General features: G+C 58.2%; 20 protein-coding genes. 12 read left to right on the top strand and 8 right to left on the bottom strand.

The window, feature by feature from the left end:
• Nucleotides 1-18: 18 nt before the first annotated feature.
• Both speB and AC30D7_RS03810 read right to left on the bottom strand, forming a co-directional pair.
• Nucleotides 19-978 carry an agmatinase gene (speB, locus tag AC30D7_RS03815; RefSeq protein WP_490133116.1) on the bottom strand — a complete coding sequence of 320 codons (960 nt, stop codon included), beginning with the start codon at nucleotides 976-978 and terminating at the stop codon, nucleotides 19-21.
• Between the two features lie 22 nt (nucleotides 979-1,000).
• Nucleotides 1,001-2,092, bottom strand: a complete 1,092-nt coding sequence (locus AC30D7_RS03810; RefSeq protein ID WP_490133115.1) for a polyamine ABC transporter substrate-binding protein — start codon at nucleotides 2,090-2,092, stop codon at nucleotides 1,001-1,003.
• A gap of 101 nt (nucleotides 2,093-2,193) precedes the next feature.
• Between AC30D7_RS03810 and AC30D7_RS03805 the strand changes: the two genes are divergently transcribed.
• From AC30D7_RS03805 to AC30D7_RS03795, 3 genes are all read left to right on the top strand, one after another.
• A complete protein-coding gene (locus AC30D7_RS03805) occupies nucleotides 2,194-3,087 on the top strand; it encodes a LysR family transcriptional regulator (protein ID WP_490133114.1) in 894 nt (297 codons plus the stop codon).
• Nucleotides 3,088-3,299: 212 nt separating this feature from the next.
• A complete protein-coding gene (locus AC30D7_RS03800; protein WP_490133113.1) occupies nucleotides 3,300-4,775 on the top strand; it encodes a nucleobase:cation symporter-2 family protein in 1,476 nt (491 codons plus the stop codon).
• A 55-nt stretch (nucleotides 4,776-4,830) separates the two neighbouring features.
• Nucleotides 4,831-5,304, top strand: coding sequence for an LEA/WHy family protein (locus tag AC30D7_RS03795; RefSeq protein WP_026331693.1), 474 nt, complete (start codon nucleotides 4,831-4,833; stop codon nucleotides 5,302-5,304).
• A 235-nt stretch (nucleotides 5,305-5,539) separates the two neighbouring features.
• On the opposite strand, the gene AC30D7_RS03790 is transcribed toward AC30D7_RS03795, so the two are convergent.
• Together AC30D7_RS03790 and AC30D7_RS03785 are read right to left on the bottom strand one after the other, a co-directional pair.
• Entirely contained in the window at nucleotides 5,540-7,102 is a 1,563-nt protein-coding gene (locus AC30D7_RS03790; protein WP_490133112.1) for an alkaline phosphatase D family protein, read from the bottom strand.
• A gap of 248 nt (nucleotides 7,103-7,350) precedes the next feature.
• Nucleotides 7,351-8,274: a carbon-nitrogen hydrolase family protein gene (locus tag AC30D7_RS03785; RefSeq protein ID WP_490133111.1), complete on the bottom strand. Its 924-nt coding sequence runs from the start codon at nucleotides 8,272-8,274 to the stop codon at nucleotides 7,351-7,353.
• A gap of 85 nt (nucleotides 8,275-8,359) precedes the next feature.
• Between AC30D7_RS03785 and AC30D7_RS03780 the strand changes: the two genes are divergently transcribed.
• Complete coding sequence (locus tag AC30D7_RS03780) at nucleotides 8,360-9,280, top strand: LysR family transcriptional regulator (protein ID WP_490133110.1); 921 nt, start codon at nucleotides 8,360-8,362, stop codon at nucleotides 9,278-9,280.
• Here the strand turns inward: AC30D7_RS03780 and AC30D7_RS03775 are convergent.
• Nucleotides 9,273-9,524 (bottom strand): hypothetical protein, encoded by a 252-nt coding sequence (locus tag AC30D7_RS03775; protein ID WP_007937833.1) that lies wholly within the window; start codon nucleotides 9,522-9,524, stop codon nucleotides 9,273-9,275. The two genes, AC30D7_RS03780 and AC30D7_RS03775, sit on opposite strands and share 8 nt — an antisense overlap.
• 166 nt (nucleotides 9,525-9,690) lie before the next feature.
• On the opposite strand from AC30D7_RS03775, the gene AC30D7_RS03770 reads away from it, so the two are divergent.
• On the top strand, nucleotides 9,691-10,008 hold the full coding sequence (locus AC30D7_RS03770; RefSeq protein WP_019579237.1) for an ElaB/YgaM/YqjD family protein: 318 nt from the start codon (nucleotides 9,691-9,693) through the stop codon (nucleotides 10,006-10,008).
• A 100-nt stretch (nucleotides 10,009-10,108) separates the two neighbouring features.
• On the opposite strand, the gene AC30D7_RS03765 is transcribed toward AC30D7_RS03770, so the two are convergent.
• Entirely contained in the window at nucleotides 10,109-11,149 is a 1,041-nt protein-coding gene (locus AC30D7_RS03765; RefSeq protein ID WP_490133109.1) for an Ldh family oxidoreductase, read from the bottom strand.
• A gap of 229 nt (nucleotides 11,150-11,378) precedes the next feature.
• On the opposite strand from AC30D7_RS03765, the gene AC30D7_RS03760 reads away from it, so the two are divergent.
• Entirely contained in the window at nucleotides 11,379-16,202 is a 4,824-nt protein-coding gene (locus AC30D7_RS03760) for a dermonecrotic toxin domain-containing protein (RefSeq protein ID WP_490133108.1), read from the top strand.
• Between the two features lie 97 nt (nucleotides 16,203-16,299).
• Nucleotides 16,300-17,301 (top strand): FecR family protein, encoded by a 1,002-nt coding sequence (locus tag AC30D7_RS03755; RefSeq protein ID WP_490133107.1) that lies wholly within the window; start codon nucleotides 16,300-16,302, stop codon nucleotides 17,299-17,301.
• Nucleotides 17,302-17,358: 57 nt separating this feature from the next.
• On the opposite strand, the gene pvdQ is transcribed toward AC30D7_RS03755, so the two are convergent.
• Nucleotides 17,359-19,695, bottom strand: a complete 2,337-nt coding sequence (gene pvdQ, locus AC30D7_RS03750; RefSeq protein ID WP_490133106.1) for a bifunctional acylase PvdQ — start codon at nucleotides 19,693-19,695, stop codon at nucleotides 17,359-17,361.
• Nucleotides 19,696-19,929: 234 nt separating this feature from the next.
• Here pvdQ and AC30D7_RS03745 point away from each other — a divergent pair, with 234 nt between their 5' ends.
• Complete coding sequence (locus AC30D7_RS03745) at nucleotides 19,930-20,331, top strand: fe2+ zn2+ uptake regulation protein (RefSeq protein ID WP_490133105.1); 402 nt, start codon at nucleotides 19,930-19,932, stop codon at nucleotides 20,329-20,331.
• Here AC30D7_RS03745 and AC30D7_RS03740 read toward each other — a convergent pair.
• Complete coding sequence (locus tag AC30D7_RS03740; protein ID WP_018926107.1) at nucleotides 20,321-20,509, bottom strand: hypothetical protein; 189 nt, start codon at nucleotides 20,507-20,509, stop codon at nucleotides 20,321-20,323. The two genes, AC30D7_RS03745 and AC30D7_RS03740, sit on opposite strands and share 11 nt — an antisense overlap.
• 157 nt (nucleotides 20,510-20,666) lie before the next feature.
• Here AC30D7_RS03740 and AC30D7_RS03735 point away from each other — a divergent pair, with 157 nt between their 5' ends.
• From AC30D7_RS03735 to AC30D7_RS03720, 4 genes are all read left to right on the top strand, one after another.
• Nucleotides 20,667-20,804 carry a hypothetical protein gene (locus AC30D7_RS03735; RefSeq protein ID WP_305412597.1) on the top strand — a complete coding sequence of 46 codons (138 nt, stop codon included), beginning with the start codon at nucleotides 20,667-20,669 and terminating at the stop codon, nucleotides 20,802-20,804.
• Nucleotides 20,805-21,102: 298 nt separating this feature from the next.
• Nucleotides 21,103-22,344, top strand: coding sequence for an MFS transporter (locus AC30D7_RS03730; RefSeq protein ID WP_490133104.1), 1,242 nt, complete (start codon nucleotides 21,103-21,105; stop codon nucleotides 22,342-22,344).
• 21 nt (nucleotides 22,345-22,365) lie between these two features.
• Nucleotides 22,366-23,496 (top strand): LuxE/PaaK family acyltransferase, encoded by a 1,131-nt coding sequence (locus AC30D7_RS03725; RefSeq protein ID WP_490133103.1) that lies wholly within the window; start codon nucleotides 22,366-22,368, stop codon nucleotides 23,494-23,496.
• A 1-nt stretch (nucleotide 23,497) separates the two neighbouring features.
• Nucleotides 23,498-25,915 carry an aldehyde dehydrogenase family protein gene (locus tag AC30D7_RS03720; RefSeq protein WP_490133102.1) on the top strand — a complete coding sequence of 806 codons (2,418 nt, stop codon included), beginning with the start codon at nucleotides 23,498-23,500 and terminating at the stop codon, nucleotides 25,913-25,915.
• Nucleotides 25,916-25,954: the final 39 nt, after the last annotated feature.

Below are 25,954 nucleotides of genomic sequence, written 5' to 3'. Positions count from 1 at the left end.
AGACAGCACAAATCAGGGCTATCGATCGACCTTATGCCTGGCCGCATACAAGCACAGCATTTCCATGGCCAGGGTCGCCGCAGCCAGTGAGGTAATGTCGGCGTGGTCGTAGGACGGCGCCACTTCCACCACGTCCATCCCCACCAGGTTGATCCCGCGCAAACCGCCAAGAATCTCCAGCGCCTGCACCGTGCTCAAGCCGCCGCACACCGGCGTTCCGGTGCCCGGCGCGAAGGCCGGGTCGAGGCAGTCGATGTCGAAGGTCAAATACACCGGGTGATCGCCGACCCGCTTACGAATCGCCTCGACGATCGCCTCGCCCCCTTGCCGATGCACCTGCCGCGCATCCAGCACCTGAAAGCCCTGATGATCGTCATTAGTGGTGCGCAAGCCGATTTGCACCGAACGCGACGGATCCACCAGCCCTTCCCTGGCCGCATGCCAGAACATCGTGCCGTGATCCACGCGCTTGCCCTCTTCATCCGGCCAGGTGTCGCTATGGGCGTCGAAGTGAATCAATGACAACGGGCCGTGCTGGCGGGCATGAGCCTTGAGCAGCGGATAACTGATGAAGTGATCGCCGCCGAAGGTCAGCATCGCGCAACCGTTATCCAGGATGTGCCCGGCGTGGGCTTCGATGCTTTCCGGCACCGAATGCGGCGCGCCGTAATCGAAAGCGCAATCGCCGTAGTCGATGACAGCCAAGTGATCGAACGGGTCGAACGTCCACGGCCAATGGCGTTCCCAGGCAATACCAGTGGACGCCGCCCGAATACCACGCGGTCCGAAACGCGCGCCGGGACGGTTGCTGGTGGCGGTGTCGAACGGCACGCCGCTGACCACCACGTCGACGCCACGCAAGTCGCGGCTGTAGCGCCGGCGCATGAAACTGGTGATACCGGCGTAGGTGCTTTCGGCGGCAGTCCCGTAAAGACTGTCGCGGGTCATGGCCTGATCGTTCTGTGCAGGGACGTCCATGGGCGTGTTCCTTATTGTTGGTTTATTGGCGACTACGGAAAGTGGTCCACAGGCGGGTGCGCTGACGCATGTCCTTGAGGCTCATGCTGCGGTCGGCATACAGCCGCTCACGCACCTCGGCCTGCGGGTAGATGTCGGGATCGCTGCGCACCGCCTCATCTACCAGTGGCGTCGCCGCCTGATTGGCCGTGGCGAAGAACAGCGTATTGGTCAGTGCGGCGACGGATTCGGGGCGCAACATGAACTCGACGAAGGCTCGGGCGGCTTCGGGGTGCGGCGCGTCCTTGGGAATTGCCAGGTTGTCCTGCCATACCAGTGTGCCTTCACGTGGAATACGGTAAGCCACCTCGAACGGTTTATTGGCCTTGCGCGCCTGATCGGCAGCCATGCTCGCGTCGCCGTTGTAGGTCAGTGCCAGGCAAACGCTGCCATTGGCCAGATCATTGATCTGCCGCCCGGTGGCGACGTACAGCACCGACGGCTGTAGCTGACGCAACAGGGCGTCGGCGGCTGTCAGATCAGCCTTGTCGGTGCTGTAGGGATCTTTACCCAAATAATGCAGCGCCAGGCCAATCACCTCTTGCGGCGAATCGAGAATCGCGATGCCGCAGTCTTTCAGTTTGCTGGCGTATTCGGGCTTGAACAGCAGGTCCAGGCTGTTGAGCGGTACGTTGGGCAAGCGTTGTTTTACCGCTTCGACATTCATCCCTAGCCCGAGCGTGCCCCAGGTGTAAGGCACGCCATACCGATTGCCGGGATCGACCGCCGCCAGTTTTTCCAGCATGTCCGGGTCGAGGTTGGCGTATCCCTTGAGGCCATCGTGAGGAATTTCCTTCAGAGCTCCCGCCGCCAGGCCGCGCGCCAGGACGCTGAACGACGGCACCACCACGTCGTATCCGCTGCCGCCGGTGAGCAGTTTGGTTTCCAGCACTTCCGGCGTATCGAACGTGTCGTAGCGCACGTGGATGCCGGTTTCCTTTTCGAACCGCTGCAAGGTGTCGGGCGCCACGTAATCGGCCCAACTGTAGAGATTGAGGACTTTTTCCTCAGCCTGGGCCGGCACGGCCATGGCGAGGAACAGTGCGGGTAAACACAGCTTGAAGAGCGGAGCCATGACGAACACCTGACCGGAGGAAGTGGTTGCAGGATGCTTCGTCGATTACATTGGAAAAATACCAAGTTAGTTATCCTGACTTTATAGCGGAGTAATGTTTGATGCTCGGTCAACTGCATGATCTGGACCTGCACCTGCTGCGCCTGTTTGTCAGCGTGGTGGAATGCGGGGGCTTCAGCGCGGCCCAGGGTGACCTGGGGCTGAGCCAGTCGAGCATCAGCCAGCAGATGGCCAAGCTCGAAACCCGGCTCGGTTATCGCCTGTGCAGTCGCGGCAAGGGCGGGTTCAAGATCACGCCCAAGGGCGAACAGTTGCTCGTTGCCACCCGCGCCTTGTTCGAATCGATTGAAGCGTTCCGTCATCAATCCAACGGTGTGGCCGGACGTTTGATTGGCGAAGTGCGCCTGGGTTTGTCCGAAGCGCTTGATCAGTCGGTGCTGCAACGGGTGGCCGAGGCGATCCGACGCTTTCGCGATCGGGACGAATCGGTGCGCATCGAGTTGATCAGCGCCATGCCCGGCGAAATGGAACGGCTGTTGCTGCAACAACGGCTGGACCTGGCGATCGGCTATTTCTCACAGGCGCAGCGTGCTTTTGACTACCGCGAACTGTTCACCGAAACCCAGCACTTGTATTGCGCCTCCGGGCATCCGCTGTTCACCGATGACGCACCTGACGATCAAGCGCTCCAGGCCTGCGACCGGGTTGATCACCCCTATCGTTTCCTGCGCAGCGATGAGCCGTTTCAGGGGAAGCTCTGTTCCGCGCGATCCGAGCAGGTCGAAGGCACCCTCGCCTTCATTCTGTCCGGCAAGCACGTTGGCTACTTGCCCGATCACTTCGCCCGGAGCTGGGAAGACAAAGGGTTACTGCGTGCCGTGCGCCAGGGTGATATGAGCTTCGAGGTAGCGTTCCACCTGGCGCGCCATCGCGCACAGGTGCCGGGGGATGCGCAAAAGGCGTTTGAAGAGGATCTGCTTGCGGCGTTTGCTTGAAGAGCAAGTGGGCTTGCCCGCGAAGAACGATGACGCGTAATACCTGAAAAACCGCGGCGCATTCTTCGCGGGCAAGCCTCGCTCCTACAGTACTTTCATCGCGCAGTTGCCGAAGGCTGCAATCATTTGACCTTGCTTTTGCCGTGGCCAGACCGTTCTGGCATCCTGCGCTCCCTTTTCTGACCGGCCCGCCTTCTGGCACGCACCTGACCATGACCGCAGCTGAACAAACCGCTTCCCCACGCCACAACGATCTGATTTACGGCCTCGACGACCGCCCTCACCTGACCGCCACGGTCTTCGCCGCCCTGCAACACGTACTGGCGAGTTTCGTCGGCATCATCACCCCGACGCTGATCATGGGCAGTGCCCTGGGCCTGCAAAGCGAAGTGCCTTATCTGATCAGCATGGCGCTGTTCGTCTCGGGGCTGGGCACGTTTGTGCAGGCGCGGCGGTTCGGCCCGGTCGGCTCCGGCCTGTTGTGCCTGCAAGGCACCAGTTTTTCGTTCATCAGCGTGATCCTCAGCGCCGGGTTCATGGTCAAGGCGCGGGGCGGCGGCACCGATGAAATCCTTTCAACGATTTTCGGCGTGTGCTTTTTCGCCGCGTTCATCGAAGTGGTGTTGAGCCAGTTCATCGGCAAACTGCGGATGCTGATCACCCCGGTGGTGACCGGCACCATCATTACCCTCATGGGCCTGTCGCTGATCAAGGTCGCCATGACCGACATCGCCGGCGGTTTCGGTGCGACTGATCTCGGTGCGGCCAGCCACCTGGCGTTGGCAGCACTGGTGCTGGGGACCATCGTGGTGTTGAACCGGGTGGATGTGCCGTTCCTGCGCCTGGGGGCGATCGTCATCGGCCTCGCCCTCGGCTATGCGGTCGCGTGGTTCATGGGCCAGGTCGATTTCACCAGCCTGCCGACCGTGCCGCTGATGAGCGTGCCAGTGCCGTTCAAGTACGGTTTCTCCTTCGATTGGGTCGCGTTCGTGCCGGTGGCAGTGATTTTCCTGGTGTCGCCCCTGGAAGCCGCCGGTGACCTGACGGCCAACTCGATGATTTCCCGGCAGCCGGTCAAAGGCCCGGTCTATATCCGTCGGATCAAATCCGGGCTGCTGGCCGATGGCCTCAACTCGGCCATGGCGGCAGTGTTCAATAGCATGCCGATGGTGACCTTCGCCCAGAACAACGGGGTGATCCAGCTCACCGGCGTGGCCAGTCGTTATGTGGCATTTTTCATTGCCGGTCTGTTGGTGCTGCTGGGCTTGTTCCCGATGATCGGCGCCGTGCTGCAATTGATGCCGAAACCGGTGCTCGGCGGTGCCGAACTGGTGATGTTCGGCACTGTGGCCGTGGCCGGGATCAAGATCCTCGCCGAGGCCGGCCTGCATCGGCGCAACATGCTGATCGTGGCGATTTCCCTCGGCATGGGCCTGGGTGTCGCGGCGGTGCCTGAAGTCTTGCGCGAGCTGCCGAAGGCGCTGCACAACATCTTCGAATCGCCGATCACTGTCGGTGCGTTGTGCGCTATCGTGCTGAATATCTTCCTGCCCGAAGAGTTCATCGAGCTGGAAGAAGACGAGTTCGACCCGGAAGCCTCGGTGCTTCAGGTGATGCAGAACCCGGATGTTGCGGCCAAGGGTGAACCCGCGTCACCTGTGGCTGTCGCACAGTTGAACCGTCCGTAATGCTCGAAGGCCGAGCTTTGAGCGGTTCGGCCTTTTTCTTTACGAGAATATGTTCATGCGCAGATTGCTAGCCCTGTCCCTATCCCTTCTATTGCTCTCCCTGAGCGCCTGCGCCCTATTCCCCAGTCGCGACCCGCTGCACATCAACGTGGTCGGTATCGAGCCGCTGCAAAGCCAGGAGCTGGAAGTGCGCTTCGCAGTAAAACTGCGCGTGCAAAACCCCAATGAAACCGCGATCGCCTACAACGGCGTGGCGCTGGACCTGGAGGTTAATGGCCAGCCGCTAGCTTCCGGCGTCAGCGACCAGTCGGGCTCGATCCCACGATTCTCCGAAGCAGTGATCGTGGTGCCGGTGAGTGTTTCGGCCTTCTCGGTGCTGCGTCAGACCCTCGGGCTGAGTCAGACGCAGACACTGGACAATCTGCCCTACGTACTGCGCGGCAAACTGGCGGGTGGTGCATTCGGCACCATGCGTTTTGTCGATAGCGGCAAGCTGAGTCTGCCGGGTTCGATCTCCGGCACCTGGTAACGCGCTAGTAACGTAATTCTGTTCACTTACGCCGTAGTGCGATCTGTAGCAGCTGTCGAGCTCGCGAGGCTGCGTTCGGCTGCGAAGCAGTCGTCAAATAAGACAATGCGGTGCATCAGATACACCACGGCAGCCGGACTCACGACTGCTGCGCAGCCGAACGCAGCCTCGCGAGCTCGGCAGCTGCTACAAGGAATGCGTCGCGGCTGAAATTGCTTAAGTGAACCGCAGCACGCTAGGTAACGGGATCGATCACCTGCGTCACACTATGCTTCAAACCTTCTACGTGCCAGTTGGCCCACAGTCGGGTCTTGCCGTTGCCGCCTTCGTCAGGTTCTATCGCCAGCCAGTTTCGTGCGGCGATCAGGTAACGGCCCCTTGCGCCGACGGGCAACATGGTTCCGGTGATACCGTAGTCGATCTGTTCCTGGTTCGCACCGATGGACTCCAGAAAGTGCACCGCCAACACCGGTGGCGAAGGATGCACCACACCGGTGGAAATCAATTGGTAGATTTTCCCCGCGCCATCGCTGCCATGCCGGGGCAACTTCGATTCGATCACACAGGCCCCGGCCACATGAACGTCGCCAGACACCAGCGTGACCTTGCATGATTGGGCTTTGGCGAAATCCAGCAGCCGCATGATCAAGCGCTTGCGTTCACTGCGGTGCGGCAGGCTTCGCCAGTGGTCGCGTAAATCGTCCTCGAGCTCCTGTTGCCCCACCATCACGTCCAGCGCCTTTTCGGCCGCCTGCAAATCAAGGTAGCCCACCGGAATACTCGACATCAGCAACAGGTGCTTGTGCGCAGGGACCTTGTCCAGCCAGGCATAAATCGCATCCCAACTGACCGGGGAAATAACCCGGGTTTGTTGGGCCTGCGGGGTGGTCAAGTCCGGCGCACGTTCGCTGCGTAGATCGGGAACCAGCAAGGCCAGCTCGCCCAGACCGGTGAATCCCAGGTGAAAGCCGTCGGCAGTGCCGGGAATCGCGCAAGGATGGATATCAGCGGACGGTTTGAGGTGAGGATGGGTCTGGATCAGTTGCTGCTGGAAAATCCTGAAATAACGTTTGGCCGTGGCAAACAGTCCCTGGAACACCGGGCTTGAATGCAGTATTTCATCGTAGGAACCCCAGCCGTCGATGATGTCATGGTCATCCCACATCATCACCGTCGGAATGGCGCCGAAGACCTTGGCCATCTCGGGCTGTTTCCAGCATTCCAGGTAGAGCCTGGTGAAAAACTTGTCCAGATCGGCTTCGATCGCCTTGGTGTAAGTGGCTTTTTGTCGGTCAGCAAAGGGTTTGGCGAACCATGCTTTCATCGACGGCACACTGCTGCGCATGTCATCGCTGTAAACCTGATCGCCGCCCATCAACAGCAAGTGATAGGGCTCGCTCTGGTGCACGCCCCACATGTGTTCCCAGCGCTCGTTGTTCCGGTCCACCTTCTCCATTTCCCTGAGGTCGGAGAAGCCGTTGCATGACACATAGGCAATGCGCGGCGACTGGCCCTCGGCCGGAACGACGAAGTTGGCCTGCGCACCGTCTACGGCAACCGTGTAACTGGTGGCAACGGCCTGATCCTGCGCCGCTTTGAAATCGATGCGCCAGACCCGGGAATTAGGGTTGAGCAGCGGGATATCGGCGATGGCCAAGGGTGTGTCGGCAGTCACATCCTTGGGCACTTTTACCGTGGGTGGAGGCCCGCCCAAGGGTAAAACCACCAGGGCAGACACGTTGTAGACATTATTGGTGATGCCACGAAACTGCAGAATCGGGCCTAGTAACAAACTCATGGACAGTCCATCCGTTGACAGGGGTGTGAACACCTGAAGACTAGACGAAGCGCACTCATCAGTCATGCCTACCCTTGTGGCGAGCGAGCGAGCTTGCTCGCGCTGGGCTGCGTAGCGGCCCCAAAAATCTGACAACCGCTGCGAGTTTTTGTGAGTGCTGCGCACTCAAGCGGGAGCAAGCTCCCTCGCCACAGGTTTCTCTGACTCGAGACACTCTTAAGTGAACTGCATTGGCCCTTCTACTGGGTTTATGCGTTGAAACGCACACCCGGTTTTGCCCGCTCATCAACGGTCAACTCAAACACGTCCGGGCGCGCATAGTGACCGACCACGTCGTAGTCATAACGGGCGCGGATCAGCTCTTCGGTGTCGATTTCGGCGGTCAGCAATCCCGCCTCGCCACGCAGCGGCCCGGCGAGAATGTCGCCCATCGGCCCGACAATCACACTGCCGCCAGCAATCAACGGACGCTCCGCCGGCCAGTTGGCGATGTCCACGCCCAAGGCTCGCGGTGAGTCCTGAACCTGACAGGCGCTGACCACGAAGCAGCGTCCTTCATGAGCGATGTGGCGCATGCTCACCTGCCACATCTCGCGCTCGTCCACGGTCGGCGCGCACCAGACCTCAACGCCCTTGGCGTACATCGCGGTGCGCAGCAACGGCATCATGTTTTCCCAGCACACCACCGCGCCGATCCGCCCGACCTGGCTGTCGATCACTGGCAAGGTCGAGCCATCGCCCTTGCCCCAGATCAGTCGCTCGGTGCCGGTGGGCATCAGTTTGCGGTGCTTGGCAACCAGCCCCGCCTGCGGGTCGAAATACAGCGCGGTGCAGTACAAGGTGCTGCCGGTGCGTTCGATCACACCGATCACCAGGTTGGCCCCGGTGCGGGCCGACAATCCAGCCAGAGCTTCAGTCTCGACACCGGGCACATCGATGGCGTTGGCGAAATACCGGGCAAACGCTTCACGACCTTCCGGCAGTCGATAGCCGAGTTGCGTGCCGAAGCTCTCGCCTTTGGGGTAGCCACCGAGCAACGCCTCAGGCATGACCACCAACGCCGCACCGGATTCGATAATGGCAGTTTCCCAAGAGAGGATTTGATCGAGGGTGTCGGCCTTGCCGCCGGGCAAGGCACCGATTTGCAGGGCAGCAACGATTGACTTGGGCATTAGGGTGGCTCCGTCAGGAATGAGGTGTTGCTCATTCTCCGGCGCCACACGATCATGAATAAAGCCCGACTCACTGCTGAATGATATGAACCACATGAATATCGCCACCGTCGATCTCAACTTGCTCAAAGTCTTCGAAGCGCTGCATGAGGAGTCCAGCGCCAGCCGTGCCGCGCTGCGTCTTGGCGTGACGCAATCGGCGGTCAGCGCGGCGTTGCGCAGGTTGCGCGAGGTGTATGGCGATCAGTTGTTCGTGCGCACCGGCCGAGGTCTGGCGCCGACGCTCAAGGCCAACCAGCTCAAACCGGTGGTCAGCGATGCACTGAACAAATGCCGGCAGAGCCTGGCGATGGTTGATCCGGCGGCCCATCAATACGACGGGCGCTCGGTGACCGTGGGCTTGTCGGATGATTTCGAAATCGCCTACGGACGACGATTGATCGAAGCGATCGCTCACCGTGCGCCGAAACTGCGCCTGATCTTTCGTCAGACCCACAGCCAGATCGTCGCCCGGGCCTTGATGGAACGCAGTATCGATCTGGCGATCACGGCAGGCGGGTTTGCCGAGCGCTTGCTCAGCCGTCAGGTGCTGGGTGAAGGGGGTTATCTGTGCCTGGTGGATCCCCTCAGTCTGGCCGAGGGACAACAGAGTCTCAGTCTTGAAGAATTCGTCACCCGCGAACACATTCTGGTGTCCTCGGGTGGTTTTATCGGGATTACCGATGAAGGTCTGGCGGCGCTGGGATTGAGTCGGCGGGTATGCGCATCGACCACCCACTTTGCCGCACTGCCCTATCTGCTCAAGGGCAGTCAGGCAGTGGCGACCATTCCGGCCCATGCGGCGCAAAGTATCGCCGCGCTCAGCGGATTGGCACTGCTGCCCTGCCCTTTGGCACTGCCGCGTTACCCGATCGAGCTGGGCTGGCGTACCAGCACGCCGCTCGATCCGGTGGTGTTGAAAGTGCGTGAAGCGATTGCCGCGATTTTTTCCGGGGCGTTTATTTAGCGGCCATCAAGCGATTGACTTCACTGCGCACCATGTTCGCGAATTCCGGCGGCGACATGCCGTCGAGTTCGGAGCGTACCCATTCCGCCCATTTGCCTTTGCGCTTGGCGCGCTCACCAAACAACCGAGCGGCTTCGCCCTTGGCTTTGCCCAGGTTGTTTTGCCAGAGTTCGAACAGACGGGATTTTTCATCTTCAAGCGCCGCGCGCTCGGCGAGGGGTTTGTCGGCCAGATTGAAGCTCATGGGGAATTACCTGCTGCGTAAAATAGGCGACATCTTACACTGTAGGAAGAAATGTCCTGCGCTGGATTTTTCTTCAGGGTTACGCCACCGCGCAAAACTGCTGCAACTTTTTCAATCGCCGCAGACTCCATTGCTCACTGTCCATTCATCTGTAAGGAGTACACCAATGGCCCGCAAATACACCGATCAAATCGCCGAGGATCAAATCAAGGATCAGGTCTTCAGCGAACTTCAGGCCCTGATCGAAGAATCGGAAAAACTGCTGAAAAGCAGTGCTTCACTGGTCGGCGAGGAAGCGGACACCCTACGTGGACAAATCGCCCAGAAACTCCAGCAAGCCCGAAGCTCGGTTTCCAGCGTCCGCGATCGAACCCAACCCGCAGTCGACGCCACCGAAACCTACATCGGCGGTCATCCATGGCAAACCGTGGCCATTTCTGCAGGTTTCGGCCTGGTGGTTGGTCTGTTGTTGGGTCGGCGTTGAACCACTGTGGGAGCGGGCTTGCTCGCGAAAGCGGTGTGTCAGGCGACATCAATATTGACTGTGCCGCCGTCTTCGCGAGCAAGCCCGCTCACACATGGGCTCAAAGCCCGGCCAGTTCCCGCAGATTGGCCAACGTCTGGACATCGAGCGCAATGCCTTCAACATTGGCTTTGGCGCGTTGCTGGTGACGCCGATCCCCCGGTAGACGCTTGAGCCCGACACCGTGCATCTGCCGGACCAGCTCCTGACTGCGTTCGGCAAAATTCTGCCCCGCCGCTTTGCTCGGATCGATCACGATCAGCAGTTGCCCGGTCCAGGGGGTTTTGGCCCCCGGATGGTTCGACCAGTCGAACTCGAACGAGAAATTGCCACCGGTCAACGCCGCCGCCAACAACTCCACCATCATCGACAGCGCCGAGCCCTTGTGTCCGCCAAACGGCAGCAACGCGCCGCCTTCAAGAATGGCTTTCGGGTCCTGAGTCGGCTGGCCGAGGCTGTCCACGCCCATGCCCGCAGGCAAGCGTTCGCCTTTGCGCGCGGCGATCTGCACGTCGCCATGGGCGATGGCACTGGTGGCAAGGTCAAAGACAATCGGCGCACCATCAGCCCTGGGCGCAGCGAAGGCAATCGGGTTGGTACCGAACAGCGGGCGATCGGCACCGTGCGGCACCACGCAGGTCATGCTGTTGACCACACTCAGCGCCACCAATCCTTCATCGGCAAACGGCTCGACGTCCGGCCACAAGGCGGCGAAGTGATGGGAGTTGCGGATCGCCAACACCGCAATGCCGGCACTGCGGGCCTTTTCCACCAGCAAGGGCCGCGCCGCCGCGAGGGCCGGTTGGGCAAAACCATTACCGGCGTCAACCCGCACAAAACCCGAGGCAACGTCCTCGACCACCGGCACGGCCTGGCCGTTGACCCAGCCGCTCTGCAGCGTTGACACATAACCGGGAATACGGAAAACACCGTGACTGTGGGCGCCGTCGCGCTCGGCGCCGGCACAGTTGAGGGCCAGGGTCCTGGCGACATCGGCTGAGGTGCCATGGCGCAGGAAAATCTGTTCGAGCAATTGAACGAGCGCGTCGAAATCGAGGTTTTGTGTGTTCGAGTTGACGGCCATTTCAGGCGATGCAGTCATCTGAAGCTCCGGTTTTATTATTGGGTATGGGCAACAGGTCAAGCGAGGTTGCAGGGCAACCGAAAAAAGTCGTCGATTAAGCGCTGTTTTACCGGCGTCCTGTCAAGCCTGCGACAAAGGATAAGCTCAAGCAATATGTACCGCCCCCAGGCTTTCCATTGGCCCTACTGTTTTCCCTCGACCCAACAACCTGCGATCGCCATCGATTGCAGCCCATCGAGGAAAAATCATGACTACCCCAGCACTGCCGTATTTTTTCGACGAGGCAGAACGTGCATCCAATGCCAGACAACCCGGTGATCGCGAGAAAGCGCTGAATTTCACCCTTGATGATCTGAAATGGTTGAGGAGCGTTTACCTCCCTACCCAGGCAGCGTGCACGAAACACAGCAAACCTATGCACGTCGACCAATTGCTTCTAAGCCAGACCGGCATGGCCGACATTCCACTGGCCGGTGCCTTTGCCATAAGCCGGCCCAATGACGGCGAGGTAACGCTCTATACGCCATGGAAAGGTCTGATCAAATTCGCCGACATGGACGACGTGAAAAGCAAACTCATGGAGTGGCTGGTGCAGGACACCGGAAAGCGAGAATTACTGCGCTACCTCTCAATCGAACAACGCACCGCTGTGCTGGCAGCCGCCACGCCAGACATCACCCTACAAGCCATCGAAGGGGCGGTATTTCAGGATCAAGAGGCTGTCCTCGAACGCAATGGGGCACACAACATCCAGGCGATGATGGGCGAACTGATAAAGACCCCGACCCTGCAGGCGATGCTCGATGAAACCCTCAAGATTGCCTTGGCCAAGTCGTTTCCTGGATTGGACCAGCGTCACACGCGACTGGAGAGCTTTATCAACACCGTTTCCGCCTTCGACAATACCGAATACAGCCACAAGATGTCCGCGCTACCGCTGGGCACCGCCCTCCTGCAGTATTACCTGACCAATCAATGGCCCGTTGGCGATTACCGGATTTTTTCTCACCCCCGACACGGCGTGAGCAGCGATGCCGATAACCAGGCATGGGAATGCGCGATCACTGAAATCTCGCATAGTTTTACACCACACCTGCAAAGCCTGCTCGAGACGTTCTGGAACACGCCCATGAGTGGCGGGCGATCACGCTCGGAGTTTTTAACCGAGTGCCTGCGCGACGCCTATCACGTGAATCTATTGCTCAAACGCCAACAAGGCATTCTATCCACGCCGCAATACCTGCGGCTCATGAGTGTCAGTCTCACGCCCACCCCGGGCGCTTCTCTGCGTATCGAAAAAGTGCGCGTCACCGCCCCTTACAAGCATTACGCGGAACTGGCCTCGACCTTGATGATCGGCGGTGACGATACTCTCGGTTTTCTGTACACCCAATCCCGAGGCATCGAGGCCACGAGCGACCTGCCCGCCATCAAGAGCATCGTGTTGCGCATGCTGAAAAGCGAAGGCCATGAAGACACGCTGCTCAATTTCATGTCGCTGGATGAGCGCGGCACGTTTCTTGAGCTGAAACCCCACGACCCAGTGATAGTTGGCAAGCCGATTGTTGGTCCGGTATTTGAACAACTGATGGCAGACGTGCTTGCCAAGCAATTGCAAAACCTGACCTACGCCTTGAGCCGGTACCGAGAAAGCGAAGGCACGCTCAATCCCCACGCCCTGCTCGACAAGGCACTGGATGTTCGAGGCCTGATCGACGATCGACTGTTGGCCACCGACGCCGCAGGGCGCTGGAGTACACAAGCGGACCAGCGCTGGAGCGCGCAACCGGCCACCGTGCGCGCCGAATCGGCCAAAGAACAGCTTAACCTGCTCTCCACGGTCGAACAGGCGCTGGCACAACGTCTTGAAAACCACCCCGCCATTCCCGCCGCAACCCGCACTGTCGCTGAAGCGCAACGTATCGTTGGTTCATCGCTGGAAGGCTTGCAATCGAGCTTCACTCATACCCTGTCAACGGCACTGCGCAGCGAACTTAAATTACGTACCGTCGCCCATACGCTAGGTGCAACTGAACAGGCAATCATCAAAACGGTGCTCGATGCCCCTGTGCGCCTGCAACGTACTGCACTGAACGGATTTCTGCCCGATGTGTTTTCTTTAGCACTGAAGGTGGGCGACTCCACCAACTTATTTAAACCGGCCAGCTGTTTTGTGCTGACTGAACGAGGCGGACTGGACCCGACGCATTCGGGTAAGGCCATTGTATGGACCCCGGCGCTTGGCTTCGAAGCATTCCCGTCACTCAAACCCTTGTTGACCGAACTTGAACGACGCCTGCAAGACGAAGATGAACGTAGCACGCTGTTGGAAAACCTCGAACGCGGCCAGCGATTGCTTAAACAGATAGTGAACCTGGCGCCGCTGCAACGGGTGCACGACAATTTTTTCGATCATGTACAAAAGCCCAATGTCCACCTGGACCTGACGTCCATCGAGAATGCACTGAAAACACCGCTTCCTGTCATGAACGCATCCAGACTGCTGAACCTGGTGGCACTGCGCGAACCGAAGACGGGATTGCAACGTGCAACGGACATCGCCCGGTCCCTGACAACCCAGCAAATGCTTCCCGCATGGCTGGCAAAAGCCTCTATCGCAGACCAGATGCTGCACGGCGAGCTGCTTCAGCAATATCTGAATAGCGCCACCGATGACAAGGACTACCTGAGCGGCATTCGCACGTTGGCGCGCACGGCACACCATCAATTGCAGAAGCAACTCAAGGCAGACACCTTTGACATTGACCCAGACAATGTGGAGATACATATCAGCCCACGTCCGACGTCCGGGGCAGTGATACAAACCCTGACCGAGTTTGCGTTGACCCACATTAAGGATCTGGAGCAAACCTTCTTCAAGCTGGTGTCGCTTAATGCCACCGCCATTCCTGACGACATGGACCAGAGTTACATCAAAGAGCTGATACGTAATTTGAAGTTGGGCGAGCATCAGCAAGCGATATTGAACACAGCGTTTGCCGATACGCACGTCAGCGCGGCGGATCGCAGAAAGCGGTTCGCCAAACAATTGCCCTGGCAATTGATGCACTACGCCCATTCGGAAAAACTGCAGGAACGCCTGAGCGAGGCCGGGTTTGATCTGATCCGGCAAGTCATGGACATGCCCGACGCCATCGCCCGTGCAGCTGTTGACGGCGCAAAGGCGATCATCCGCCCACTTGAGTTCATAGGTATCAAGAGCGGGCAGACGATCAAAGTGCCAGGCCTCTATTTGATCGGCTCAACGTCGGACACCGCAGGACCACAGGTCCTTATAGCACCCTATAGTCCTCGGCATGGGGTGAAAGAATATGAGAATGAACAACAACTGGTGACCGAAATGAAGACCCGGGGTGCGCTGCACGACTGGGTACTCAAGAATCTGCCGCAGCCTGATCGAATCCTGCTGGAAACCCGGATGGCGCAAACCAGGCATCGCCTCGGCGAAGTCACTCTGGCGTCCAGCCCGGTGAAGGGAAACCTGTTCGGGCACTTGTTCAAAGACAATGCAGCGTTACTCGCCCGCTTACTGGGGTGTCAGTCGGACAACTATGCTCAGGGCGAATGGGCAACCATCAAGCATGTATTGGGTGAGGACTTGCACCAGGCTTTCACATTCTTCATGGGTAAACTCGCTTATCCAATTACGGTATGGCGCAGTTACCGGGACATCAAGGAGTCCGCCGAAGCCCTGCAAACGCACAAGTGGGGCACCGCGATAAAGGCGTTCATCAGCGGCATTGCGCAACTCGCCAACTTGCGTCAATCGATGGAAAACCAGACACCCTCATCTTTGGCCGTGAATGAGCCGACACCCGCTACACCCGACACCCGGTTCAAATGGAAAGATGTCGACATCACCGCTCCCGAACGCACTCATTTGCAGCGCTATGAGAGTCCCGATATCGACCTGAGCTCGTTGACGCTGAATCCGACGCTTGGGCTCTACACCCATCCGACGACAAAAAAACACTACGGCCCGGTTGAAGGCAAAGTGTATCCACTCAAAAAACGGGGCGCGCATTGGTGCATCGGCGGCGACGATGCCCATGGTCCGACTCTACGCCAGAACACCTCCAGACAATGGGTGCTGGATTTGGAAGCGCTGGCTCCGCGCTACAGCAGGCGCAACCGATTGGAGACAGCACTTGCAGTAAGGGGAGGCATGAATGTCGAAGCCGATGGGATGGCAGAAATCCGCATGCTGTTTCCCATCAGGGCTCGATTGATCGACGAAAGTCTTGACCATGCGACCAGCTATGCCTGGAACGCTTTTCGCAACCTGCAACTACTCAGAACGTCGGGTAACAAGGTCACTCCTGTACATCAGCTCATTATGGAGTTTCTCGATGTACCGACAGTGCTGCCCGAGCACATGACGATGCTTGAAAAAGTCGTCGGCGATATTTTTGGTGCGTTGCTGGATCCCACACTCAGGGATGCCAAATCCAGGCGGTTTGTGGTCGGGAGAGCCCATGAAGAAAGGGAAAATACTTTCGCCTTCACCATTCCTAATGACCTCCAACGGAAAGTCTACCTGGCAGAGAAGTTCTTTCTCCCGCATCTAGACCATTACCGCAATTATATGTCTGATGCATCCTTCCCCATCCGGCCTCATGCCCGTGCCTCCACCTTGATCCACGAGCTCTCGCACATTGTGTGTGACACAGAAGACCTTGGTTATCTCGATGCTTTCAGGCCTTTTGCCGACTTGATAGAAACGTCGAGCGCCCGGGCCAGAGAGCTCAAAAATGCATTGACGGATGTTCAGCGAACCGCCTTATCGAGCCAGTCGCCCTTGAATCAACTGTTCAAGCTCCAGAATGCTGATTCCGGGCTATGGGAAGACTTTGGCAGTACCACGTACGAGAACACTGATCAGGAGCGGCAACATGTTTTGAGATTAACGGGTGAACGGACTTTGGACGATGCCCGCAAACGCTTCATGACGGACTCAACGGCCAGGCTGGCAGTGCAACTCGGCAACGCCGATACCGTGTCCTGGTTAGTCGCTCAGTTAGGGCGCCAATTGCACACCAGCACTCCTTAAACCCTAAAAATATGTGCCACTTTGATGGGGAAATGCCATGACCGTTGTTCTCGCAGACTTGCCTCAAGGTTAGAATGCAGGAAATCAGGATGAGTCAATGACCGATCACTCTCTCTCGCAAGCCCAATACGACGCCATCACCGATGCCGCTGCGCACTGGTGCATGCGTTTGCACGCTGTCGACTGCACGGACGAGGAACGCCAGGCGTTCGAGCAATGGCGTGATGCTCATCCGCTGCACGCCTTCGAATACGAAGCCATGCTGGATATCTGGGATGTTGCGGGGGATTTGCCTCGTTCCGAATCCATTGCACCGGCCGTTCGGGTCAAGCCGACCTCGCCCTGGCGCACCTTCGGCATCGCTGCCACTGTTTGCGCCCTGGCGCTGCCACTGGCGGCGTATACCGGATGGAACCTGGGTTGGCTGCCCAACGCCTACCAGCATTTCGAGGCGAGCGATCATGTGCGTCAGGTCACGCTGAGCGATGGCAGCCAGGTGGAGCTGAATCTGGGCAGTGAACTGACGTTCAGCAATTACAAGGATCAACGTCGAGTCACGCTGAAAAAAGGCGAAGCCTTCTTCAGTGTCAGCCATGACCTGCAGCACCCGTTCATTGTCAGGGCGGGCGACGGCAGTATTCGCGTCACGGGCACCCAATTCAATGTCTGGATGTATGAAGACCAGGTGCGCGTGAACCTGATCGAGGGTTCCGTGCTGGTAACCAGCAACGATGCCCTGCCCGGCGACGGTCTACGTCTGGAACCTGCGATGCAGGCGCGTTACAGGCACGGCGATTTCACCCCGCAAATCAGCCAGACCTATGCCAACGACCAATCGCTGGCCTGGCGCAGCGGCAAACTGGTGCTTGATAATCTGGCGCTGACCGACGCCCTGCCTTTGATCAACCGTTATCTGGACAAACCGGTGATGCTTGCAGACCACAGCACCGGCTCGATTCGCCTCGGTGGCATCTACAACATCAAAGAACTCAACAACCTGGTGGCTTCGCTGCCCAAAGTGCTGCCGGTCTATCTGACCCGCAACAAGGACGGCAATCCAGTCCTCAATTCGATGCCACAACAAGCGCCAAAAAGCTGAAGGCCGCCATCCTTGCGGGGTGCGGCCTTCACTTTATTCATTTAAATGCTATCGCTGTTACTGCACGGCGATCTTCCCCATCGTTTCATCCTGCTCGCGAATCGTCTGAGCCTGGTACTGCGGATCAGCCGTGATCTGCTGCTCGGTAAACGGCAACACACTCAACTGTTTCTTCGAAAAGGCTTGTGTCTGGTCCCGGGAATACTTCGACGCCGGGTCACTGGACAACGAAAACGCCAGCAAACCCTGAGCCTGCGGCCCCTTGTCATCGAACGTCACCACCTGCAAATAGCTGGTGCCACTGACGACTTCACGTTTGCCATCGGTTCTCGGCACACTTTGAATGGCGTTATACACCCCCAGCGTACCCGGCCCGCCGTGGATCGGCGTTTGCTTCCCGCCACTACTGGCCACCTGAATATCGCCCCAGCGGCTATCGGCCCTCAGGCCAAGGGTCTTGACCTTTTCAACCGAGGCCAGCATCGCCGTCCGAACCACTTTGGCGACTTCCGGCCGCTCGATTGCCAGGCCACTCGGGGTGTGTTGCGGATCCTTGGGGTCGAACGCCACACGCCAGAGGTCAGGGACTTGCTGCAACGCCAACATGACATTCTGAAAATGCACAAAGCCCAGCCCACTGTCCAGATTCACTCGCTGATCCCAAGCCTTGAGACTCGCGCACAGCGACGTCAGCGTCTGCGCATCGGGGCCAAGATCCGCGGCACAGAATTGCAGCAGGTCCGGCATTATCAAGGCTGCCTGATACACCTGATCGTCCATCACCATGTGCTGCAGATCCGTCGCTGCTATAGGCCCCGTCTTGTTCAAAAAGTCCAGGGCGAAGCGCGAACGCAGCCCCAATGGCTGATTGTCCTGGCTGATCAACGGCGAGAAACCGGTGAGCGGCTCTGCCGGGTTGGCCATCCAGGCCGAATCGTTGGAATGCTGCACAAAATCCTTGCGCAGCAGTTGCGGCAATTTATCTGCCGCATAAATACCTTTCTGTGCGGCATGCGGGTCGATGTCCCAGGCGCAGGCGCTGTTGGAGCCATCGAGCAGGATCATCTGCAAACCGGCTCGCGGATCGCTGCATTTGGCCAACTTGTCCGCGCTGACGTTCGGCACCACCGACAGATTCATGTACAGGGTCTGCCCCTGATCGTCCACCGCCAGGGTGTTGACCCATGGAACCCCCTGAATTTTGTGCACCGAAGCCTGTAAATCCTTGAGACTGACAGCCCGGTTCATCGCGTACCACTGCTGCAAGACCCGGTCGTTATCCAGGTTGGCATCGCGCAGGCTATAGGCGAACTGATTGTTCCAGTCCAGTTTTCCGGGCCATTGCACAATCGGGCCGAATTGCGAACTGTAGACCACATGGGAAATCTGCCGGGTCTGGCCATCGGGTTGCTTCACGCTGACTGTCAGCGTCTGCTTTTTCATTGGCAAAGACTTGCCATCGAGCAGGTAGCGGGTCGGCTCCTTCGGATCGAGTTGCAGGCGATACAAGGTGAAGTGCTTGGACGAGTCTACGGTGTGGGTCCATGCCAGATGCTGGTTGAACCCGATGTTGATCATCGGCAGACCGGGCAACGCGGCGCCCATCACATCCAGTTTGCCGGGAATGGTCAGGTGCATCTGATAGAAACGCATCCCGCCCACCCAAGGAAAATGCGGGTTGGCCAGCAGCATTCCGCGACCGTTGAACGAACGCTCGCTGCCGACCGCAACGGCGTTGCTGCCGCGATCCAGAGCGAATCGTTGCATGCGCGAAGCCGCCAACTGGAACGATGCCGGGTTGCTTGCCGCATGCGCGACGGCTTCAGGCGGAGTCGCGCCGGCCAGAGCTTCGGCAAACTGCCCCACACCGCCTTCGACCAGCAAACGACGAGTCAACTTGACCAGGTCCTGGGCGGTAATCGCGCGCACCCATTCACCCTGGCATTGCTGCGGTAAACCCTGTGCCCGACGTTCTGTCAGCGAACGGTTGTAACCCGCCACATAACCTTCAATAAGTTCACGGACTTCAGGTGTTTGCGCCTGCCAGAAAACGGCAACAGCTTCGGGGGTGTTCAGCCATTTGAAAAACAGATCGCTGGCCAGGTTGCCGCGCTCTTCGACCGTCACCTGGTCCGGGCCAAAATACCGCGAACGCTCGCCATTGACAGTGACGATCTCATTGGCCAGCAAGCACAAGTTGTCTTGAGCGTAGGCATAGCCAATGCCATAGCCCAGCCCGCGCTCGTTTTCGGCACGGATATGCGGTACGCCGAAACTGGTACGGCGGATGTCGGCCGTCGCCTGCTCTGGCTGGCTGCGCGCGTTTGCCGCAAGGCTCAGCCCCAGAAACACACCCGCAAGGCTCAACCTGGTTAACTGCCTGGAAATAATCACGCTCGCTCCTGATCGAAAAGACGTATGACACGCAATGCGCCTTCCAGAAAAACGAAGCAAACACCAAAAAAATTAGGTCTTTGAGGGCATCCCCAATGCCCTTCTCACAGAGCGCTGACGTCGCGGCGACAAATTTTCTACATGCAGGTCTTCATTATTTCCCGGCTCGTTCGTCTTATTGATCAAGAGCACCCATCACATTTTCATGATCAGGCTCTGGAAAGGAGTTTTTGCATGCATAACCCGCAACTGCCAACGGATGGTAGCCATGCATCAAAGGGCAGCGCCATGAGCTCCGGTGCTTGCAATCAACAGACCGAACGCCAGGGCAACGAACGGATCAGGTTTTTGCTCAAGTGCTTTGGCCTGCGGACCAGCCTGATTCGCCTGAAAGTCATCGACGCCTTGCTAAGCGCCGCCGAAGGCGACCGCTGCCTGGGTGTGCGCGGTGTGCACAGTCATTTGCTGGACCTGGACATTCCCCTGTCCTTTCTCAGTGTCCGCGAAGTGTTGAAACGTTTGTGTAGCGAAGGCGTGATCACGCTCAACCCAGACAAAAGCTACAGCCTGCATCCACAGGCTGTCGCCGTCCTTCACGGTGAGCAATCAAGTCAGAAGGCGTCGCTCAAGGCTTGACCTTGCGACGCATCACGCCATTGATCACCACCACAACCACCGCCACGCCAATAGCGATGTACTGGAACAGCTTCTCGCTGATGAACCCTGCGTTTTGCAGCCAGGAAAGGCCGAACATGATCCCCAGTACCACCAGGGAAATCAGAATCGAGTATTTCAAACGTTGCGACTGGGTCATTACGGGTTCCTGAACCAAAAAATGTATCCGGTTTGTATCCGTTTACATACCAAACCTCTACGGTTCTGTGCGAATGAGGGGCTGCAAACGGGGTCTCATGTTACAGCCGATGAAGAGTTTTGACTTCATTGCGGCGATAACCATGAGGATTTTTGAAATGTTCCGTCGAATCACACGGCTGATTCCACTGCTCGCCCTCCTGACCCTGAGTGGCTGCATCATTTTTCCTAATAACGGCTGGCATGGCGGCCACCATTACGACCGTGACGGACACGGCTACTATCAGCGTCGATAACGTTAAATTACTTTCTTGACCAGTGAACAATTTACTGTTCACTCACAAGACGAAGAACTTATCCTACAAGTTACGTACAAATGCCCGCCCTATGGCGGGCATTTTCTGTGTAGGATTATTCTTATCTCACTGTAATTTTATTTACAGAACCCCACTCATCTTTCCCCTACCCCCCACGCTAGACACACAACGACAAGTCTTGTAACTCTTAGCCTCCCGCAAGCACATGTAATTATTCATGAGCCGTGGTTACTCTTGTTCTGCTGCCTTATCAAACTCCAGCACCAACGGGAACACCATGCGCAAACCTTTGATAGATATAAGTCCGCCTCGATTATTTGGATTTTGTCTTGCAATCACTCTTTTCGAGCTGCTGACTTATATGGCCAGCGATATGATCATGCCGGCCATGTTGACCGTCACCCATCAACTGGATGCCAGTCCGAGTCACGTTCCATATGCCTTCAATCTTTACTTGATTGGCGGCATTCTGCTGCAGTGGCTTATCGGACCATTGTCCGATCACTTCGGTCGTCGCAGGCTGTTGCTCATCGGTTGTGCAGTGTTCGCCCTGGCCTGTGCCATGGCGTTCTACGTGCAGAGCATTCTTGCCTTCAACGGCTTGCGCCTGATTCAGGGCGTTGGATTGGGATTTGTCATTGCAGTCAGTTATCCAGCCCTGCAAGAAGTCTTCTGCGAAGCCGACGCGGTAAAAATCATGGCGTTGCTGGGGAACGTTGCGCTGCTCTCCCCGCTGCTCGGCCCCCTGCTCGGTAGCCTGGCTCTGGAATGGCTTTCCTGGCGGGAGCTGTTTTTAGTGTTGGGTGTCGGCGGCGCGACGGTCTGGCTCGGGCTTTACCTGTTCATGCCGGAAACCGTGGGCACCGCGCGCCAGGACGGTCAACAATTGGCTGCAGTGCCCTTCGAATGGAACGGCACCGTGCGCCGATACGGCGCGTTGCTCACCAACACACAATTCCTGAGCGCTACCGTCGCCCTGGGACTAATGAGCCTGCCGTTGATTGCCTGGATCGGCTTGGCGCCAATCTTGCTGATCCAGAGCCAGGGACTTCCTCCTCTGCAGTATGGCCTGTGGCAAATCCCGGTATTTGCGGCCGTCATTCTCGGCAATCTGATACTCAACCGATTGATTGCCAACACTGAACTGCCCCAACTGATTCGATATGCGCTCTGGCCATTTTGCGGCGGGCTCATTGCATTGATCACCATAACGTTCACCGGTGCTTCAACGGTGCTGTTGGTCAGTTGCCTATCGCTTTACGCCATCGGTTTAGGCATGAGCAATGCCGCGCTGTACCGGCTCGCCCTGTTCTCCAGCGACGACAGCAAAGGCCTGGTCTCGGCCATGATCGGCATGATCTCCATCGCCATCATGGGTGGCGGCGGCTCGATTATCGCCGCACTGGGTGCCGGTGACAGCCTTGAAGCTTTCGCCCTGATGGCCGGTCTCACGGGACTCTTGTGCCTGGCGCCTTTACGACTGTTTCTGCGCCGCTCTCATATCACGCTTGCCGTCTGACACCACCCCACAGGTCTTTTGATGATCCATCTACCTCACACCGATGCGCTTTGCGCGTTAGCACAACCCTATTGCCTGGAATCCATGCCAGAAGGCCTGTTCGATCAGGCAATGAGTGAAATCAGCCTGTTTCATTGTTATCACACGCCCGGATACGAACGCTGGCTGAACGCCAATGGGCTTGATACCAATGCCTTGGACGCTCTGGATGACTGGTCAAGGCTGCCGCCGATTTTCGCCAGCTACTTCAAGCGTCATTTGCTGTTTGGCCCCACAGGCGAAGACGCGCTGGAGCTGACGTCGTCAGGCACCAGCGGCCAGAAGAGTCGCATGCGCTATGACCATCGCAGCATGATTGCGGCACAAGGCATGGTGAGCCACATCTTCCGGCATTACGGCTGGGATACCCCGGACACCCCCTGCAATTACCTGCTCCTGAGCTATGAGCCCGAGGCGGCCATCACGTTGGGCACGGCCTACACCGATCGGTTTCTGTGCAGTTATGCCCCCGTCAACCGAGTCGTATACGGCTTGCGCCTGACCGGAAAAGGCCACGAATTCGACCTTTTCGGTGTGATTCGTGCCTTGCAGGAGTTTGCCGAGGAAGGATTGCCCGTTCGCATTCTCGGTTTTCCGGCGTTCCTTTCCCATGCACTGCAACACATGGAAGACACCGGCGTGGCCGACTTGCAGTTGCTTGCCCAGTCACTGGTGTTTCTGGGCGGCGGCTGGAAAACCCAGGCGGCACAGGAGATTCCCCTGCACCAGTTGTATGCCCGCATCAACCGGCAATTGGGTATCGACCTGTCCCGCTGCCGGGACGGCTACGGTGCCGTAGAGCATGCCGTGCCCTATATCCAGTGCGCCCACCATCATTTCCATGTCCCGATCTACTCGAAGGTTTTCATGCGCAACCCATCCGACTTCACTGTCCAGCCCTACGGCAAGCGCGGCTTGCTGGAGTTCGTTTCCCCATACATTTCATCCAGCCCCGCTCATGCGGTGGTCATGAGCGATCTGGCCACGTTGCACCCCGGGTCCAGTTGCGGATGCGGCCTGACGACCGATTGGTTCGAGCTGCATGGACGTGCCGGCACTTCCGCCAGTCGCAGCTGTGCCATGGCGGCTTCAGAACTTATCGGGGGGGCTTGATATGTACCTGATCAATGGCCGACTGCGTGAGGACATTACCCCGCAAAGTGCTCTCAAACGCCTTCACGAACAATTACCCCAACTGCTTTCTGCACCGATCGATAGCGAGACGGTCATCGAATCCGCCGCTCGTTTCGCCACACAATTACAAGCTTGCAGCCTGGACCTGGTACTCGAAGAGGAGCAACGTCTGGCGCTTGTCGATTTTTGTCAGCGCACTCACCTCAGCACCAAGCTTGAGCGGGAACTGGGCATGCAACCGCGTTCGCTGCGACGCATCGACTACCGGCAGCCGTGCTTCGAAAGCTGGCACCCGTTGGGGCTGGTGGTGCATATCACCCCAGGCAATGCACCGATGCTGGCATTCTGTGCGGTACTCGAAAGCCTGCTGGCCGGCAACATCAATTGGCTTCGTCCCAGTTCCAGCGATCGGGGGTTGACCGCGCAGTTGCTCGCGGCCCTTGTGCGGTGCGACAACAGTGGCAGACTGGCCGAATTCGTAGCGGTTCTGCCGGTGGACACCTCTGGCATCACTGAACTCTGCGCCAAGGCCGACGGGGTATCCGCCTGGGGTGGGGAAACAGCGCTCAAATCAATCCGTCAGCAGATCCCGGCCGGCTGTCGCTGGATCGATTGGGGGCACAAGGTCAGCTTCGCCTATTTGTCACCTGACGCGGCAACTCCCTCGGCACTCGATGCATTAGTGGATGAAGTCTGTCGACTCGATCAACAGGCCTGTTCCAGCCCTCAGTGGGTGATGGTGGACAGCAACGATCCAGCGGTCCTGCACAAAATGGGGGAACGTCTGGCCGATGCATTCAAACGTCGTGCCCCACACTGGCCAGCGCTGGTGCCGTCCGATCAGGAAGCAGCGGAAATCACCACCCGCACCGCCATTGCGCAGTTGAGTCAATGTTTCCAGAACCAGACCGGCCAGGTCTGGACCGGCCCCGGATGGCGCGTCATCTGGGAGCACCATCAGACGCTCGCGCCGTCACCGCTGTTTCGTACGATTCTGCTCAAGCCAGTTCCGCAGCATCTGCTCGCCGAGACACTGCAGCCCTGGCGCAACTTCCTGCAAAGCTGCGCGTTGATGTGCCCCTGCGCAGAAACGCCCGCGCTCGTTCGAACATTGGTCAACGCCGGCGTCAGCCGCATCACGCCTTGCACGTCGATTCATGACGGCTACGCCGGTGAGCCTCACGACGGAGTCTACGCACTGACGCGCCTGAGTCGCCGTATCTCAGTGAGTCTGCCCCCGGATGCCTCGACAGGTCGTGCAATCCTCGACCCGGTTCCGCCCGCTCCCGACACAGCCCATGGCCCGATCATGGACAAAGACACCTTCATGGCCCAGCCGATCGACTCCACAGCACAACTCTATTTCCGCTCTGGCGGAAGCAGTGGGATCCCGGCCCTGGCGGGTTTCAGCTATCGGGACTTTCAACGACAGATGCGCGCTGCGGCGGATGGCATGTTCTGCGTCGGGCTGGATCCGTCAAAAGACCGGGTGATGAACCTGTTCTACGGCGGCAACCTGTACGGTGGTTTTTTCAGTTTTTCGAACATTCTTGAACAGATGGGCGTTGTGCATTTACCGATGGGAGCGCCTCAGGACGATGACTTCAGCGAAGTCGCCCGACTGATCGTGGAGCAGCGCGTCACCGTGCTGATCGGTATGCCCAGTACGCTGCATCGCCTGTTTCTCAAAGAGCAGACCCGACTTCGCGCCTACGCCGGTATCGGCAAAGTGTTTCTTGGCGGCGAGCATCAAGGAGAGGCCAGTCGACGCCTGATGGAAAGCTGCGGCGTGTCGACGATTCGCTCTGCCCTCTATGGTTCCGTCGATGCAGGCCCCCTGGGGCATGCCTGCCCGGCGACGGCGGATGGCGTGTTTCATTTGATGTGTGAAACCCAGCACCTGGAAATCGTTCATCTCGAACAGGATGTTCCAGTGCAGGCTGACGAGGTCGGCCGTCTGTTGTTTACCTCTCGCGCCCGACAAGGTCAGCGCGTGCACCGATATGACATCGGCGACACCGGCCGCTGGGTACTCGGGGCTTGCCCTTGCGGACTGGAGTCGCCGCGTTTCGAACTGCTGAAGCGACACGGCAAGCTGGTGCGGATTGGAACGGAATTAATTTCCCCGTCAGCGCTGGAACAGAGCGTGGGAGTACCCATTCAGATCGTTCTGGACCACGCCACCGACGGAGTCGAACGAATGCACGTGCGAGCTGATGCAGATTCCACCTGGGTCCACGAAAAACTGCTGACCCATGAAGCTTTGGCGAATGCGGTGAGTGCTGCACTGTTAATTGTGCAAGTGACAGCATGCGCTGAACACGCCTTCACCCGAAACAATCACAGTGGCAAAACTCCATTAATCATCGATCAAAGAAAACAAAGGCAGAGCATTTAAATAACACTGCGTTCTGATGACCACACTTGATAAAAAGAG

This window comes from Pseudomonas sp. DF5, from assembly GCF_058148225.1.
This window is presented reverse-complemented; position numbering and strand designations above follow the sequence as displayed.

Bases quoted from the DNA above. Each gene is read 5' to 3' on its own strand.
- AC30D7_RS03745 (WP_490133105.1), top strand. From the start codon at position 19,930: ATGCATAACCCGCAACTGCCAACGGATGGTAGCCATGCATCAAAGGGC.
- AC30D7_RS03800 (WP_490133113.1), top strand. From the start codon at position 3,300: ATGACCGCAGCTGAACAAACCGCTTCCCCACGCCACAACGATCTGATT.
- AC30D7_RS03805 (WP_490133114.1), top strand. From the start codon at position 2,194: ATGCTCGGTCAACTGCATGATCTGGACCTGCACCTGCTGCGCCTGTTT.
- AC30D7_RS03725 (WP_490133103.1), top strand. From the start codon at position 22,366: ATGATCCATCTACCTCACACCGATGCGCTTTGCGCGTTAGCACAACCC.
- AC30D7_RS03775 (WP_007937833.1), bottom strand. From the start codon at position 9,524: ATGAGCTTCAATCTGGCCGACAAACCCCTCGCCGAGCGCGCGGCGCTT.
- AC30D7_RS03795 (WP_026331693.1), top strand. From the start codon at position 4,831: ATGCGCAGATTGCTAGCCCTGTCCCTATCCCTTCTATTGCTCTCCCTG.
- speB (WP_490133116.1), bottom strand. From the start codon at position 978: ATGGACGTCCCTGCACAGAACGATCAGGCCATGACCCGCGACAGTCTT.
- AC30D7_RS03735 (WP_305412597.1), top strand. From the start codon at position 20,667: ATGTTCCGTCGAATCACACGGCTGATTCCACTGCTCGCCCTCCTGACC.
- AC30D7_RS03755 (WP_490133107.1), top strand. From the start codon at position 16,300: ATGACCGATCACTCTCTCTCGCAAGCCCAATACGACGCCATCACCGAT.
- AC30D7_RS03720 (WP_490133102.1), top strand. From the start codon at position 23,498: ATGTACCTGATCAATGGCCGACTGCGTGAGGACATTACCCCGCAAAGT.
- AC30D7_RS03740 (WP_018926107.1), bottom strand. From the start codon at position 20,509: ATGACCCAGTCGCAACGTTTGAAATACTCGATTCTGATTTCCCTGGTG.
- AC30D7_RS03730 (WP_490133104.1), top strand. From the start codon at position 21,103: ATGCGCAAACCTTTGATAGATATAAGTCCGCCTCGATTATTTGGATTT.
- AC30D7_RS03760 (WP_490133108.1), top strand. From the start codon at position 11,379: ATGACTACCCCAGCACTGCCGTATTTTTTCGACGAGGCAGAACGTGCA.
- AC30D7_RS03810 (WP_490133115.1), bottom strand. From the start codon at position 2,092: ATGGCTCCGCTCTTCAAGCTGTGTTTACCCGCACTGTTCCTCGCCATG.
- AC30D7_RS03770 (WP_019579237.1), top strand. From the start codon at position 9,691: ATGGCCCGCAAATACACCGATCAAATCGCCGAGGATCAAATCAAGGAT.
- AC30D7_RS03780 (WP_490133110.1), top strand. From the start codon at position 8,360: ATGAACCACATGAATATCGCCACCGTCGATCTCAACTTGCTCAAAGTC.
- AC30D7_RS03765 (WP_490133109.1), bottom strand. From the start codon at position 11,149: ATGACTGCATCGCCTGAAATGGCCGTCAACTCGAACACACAAAACCTC.
- AC30D7_RS03785 (WP_490133111.1), bottom strand. From the start codon at position 8,274: ATGCCCAAGTCAATCGTTGCTGCCCTGCAAATCGGTGCCTTGCCCGGC.
- AC30D7_RS03790 (WP_490133112.1), bottom strand. From the start codon at position 7,102: ATGAGTTTGTTACTAGGCCCGATTCTGCAGTTTCGTGGCATCACCAAT.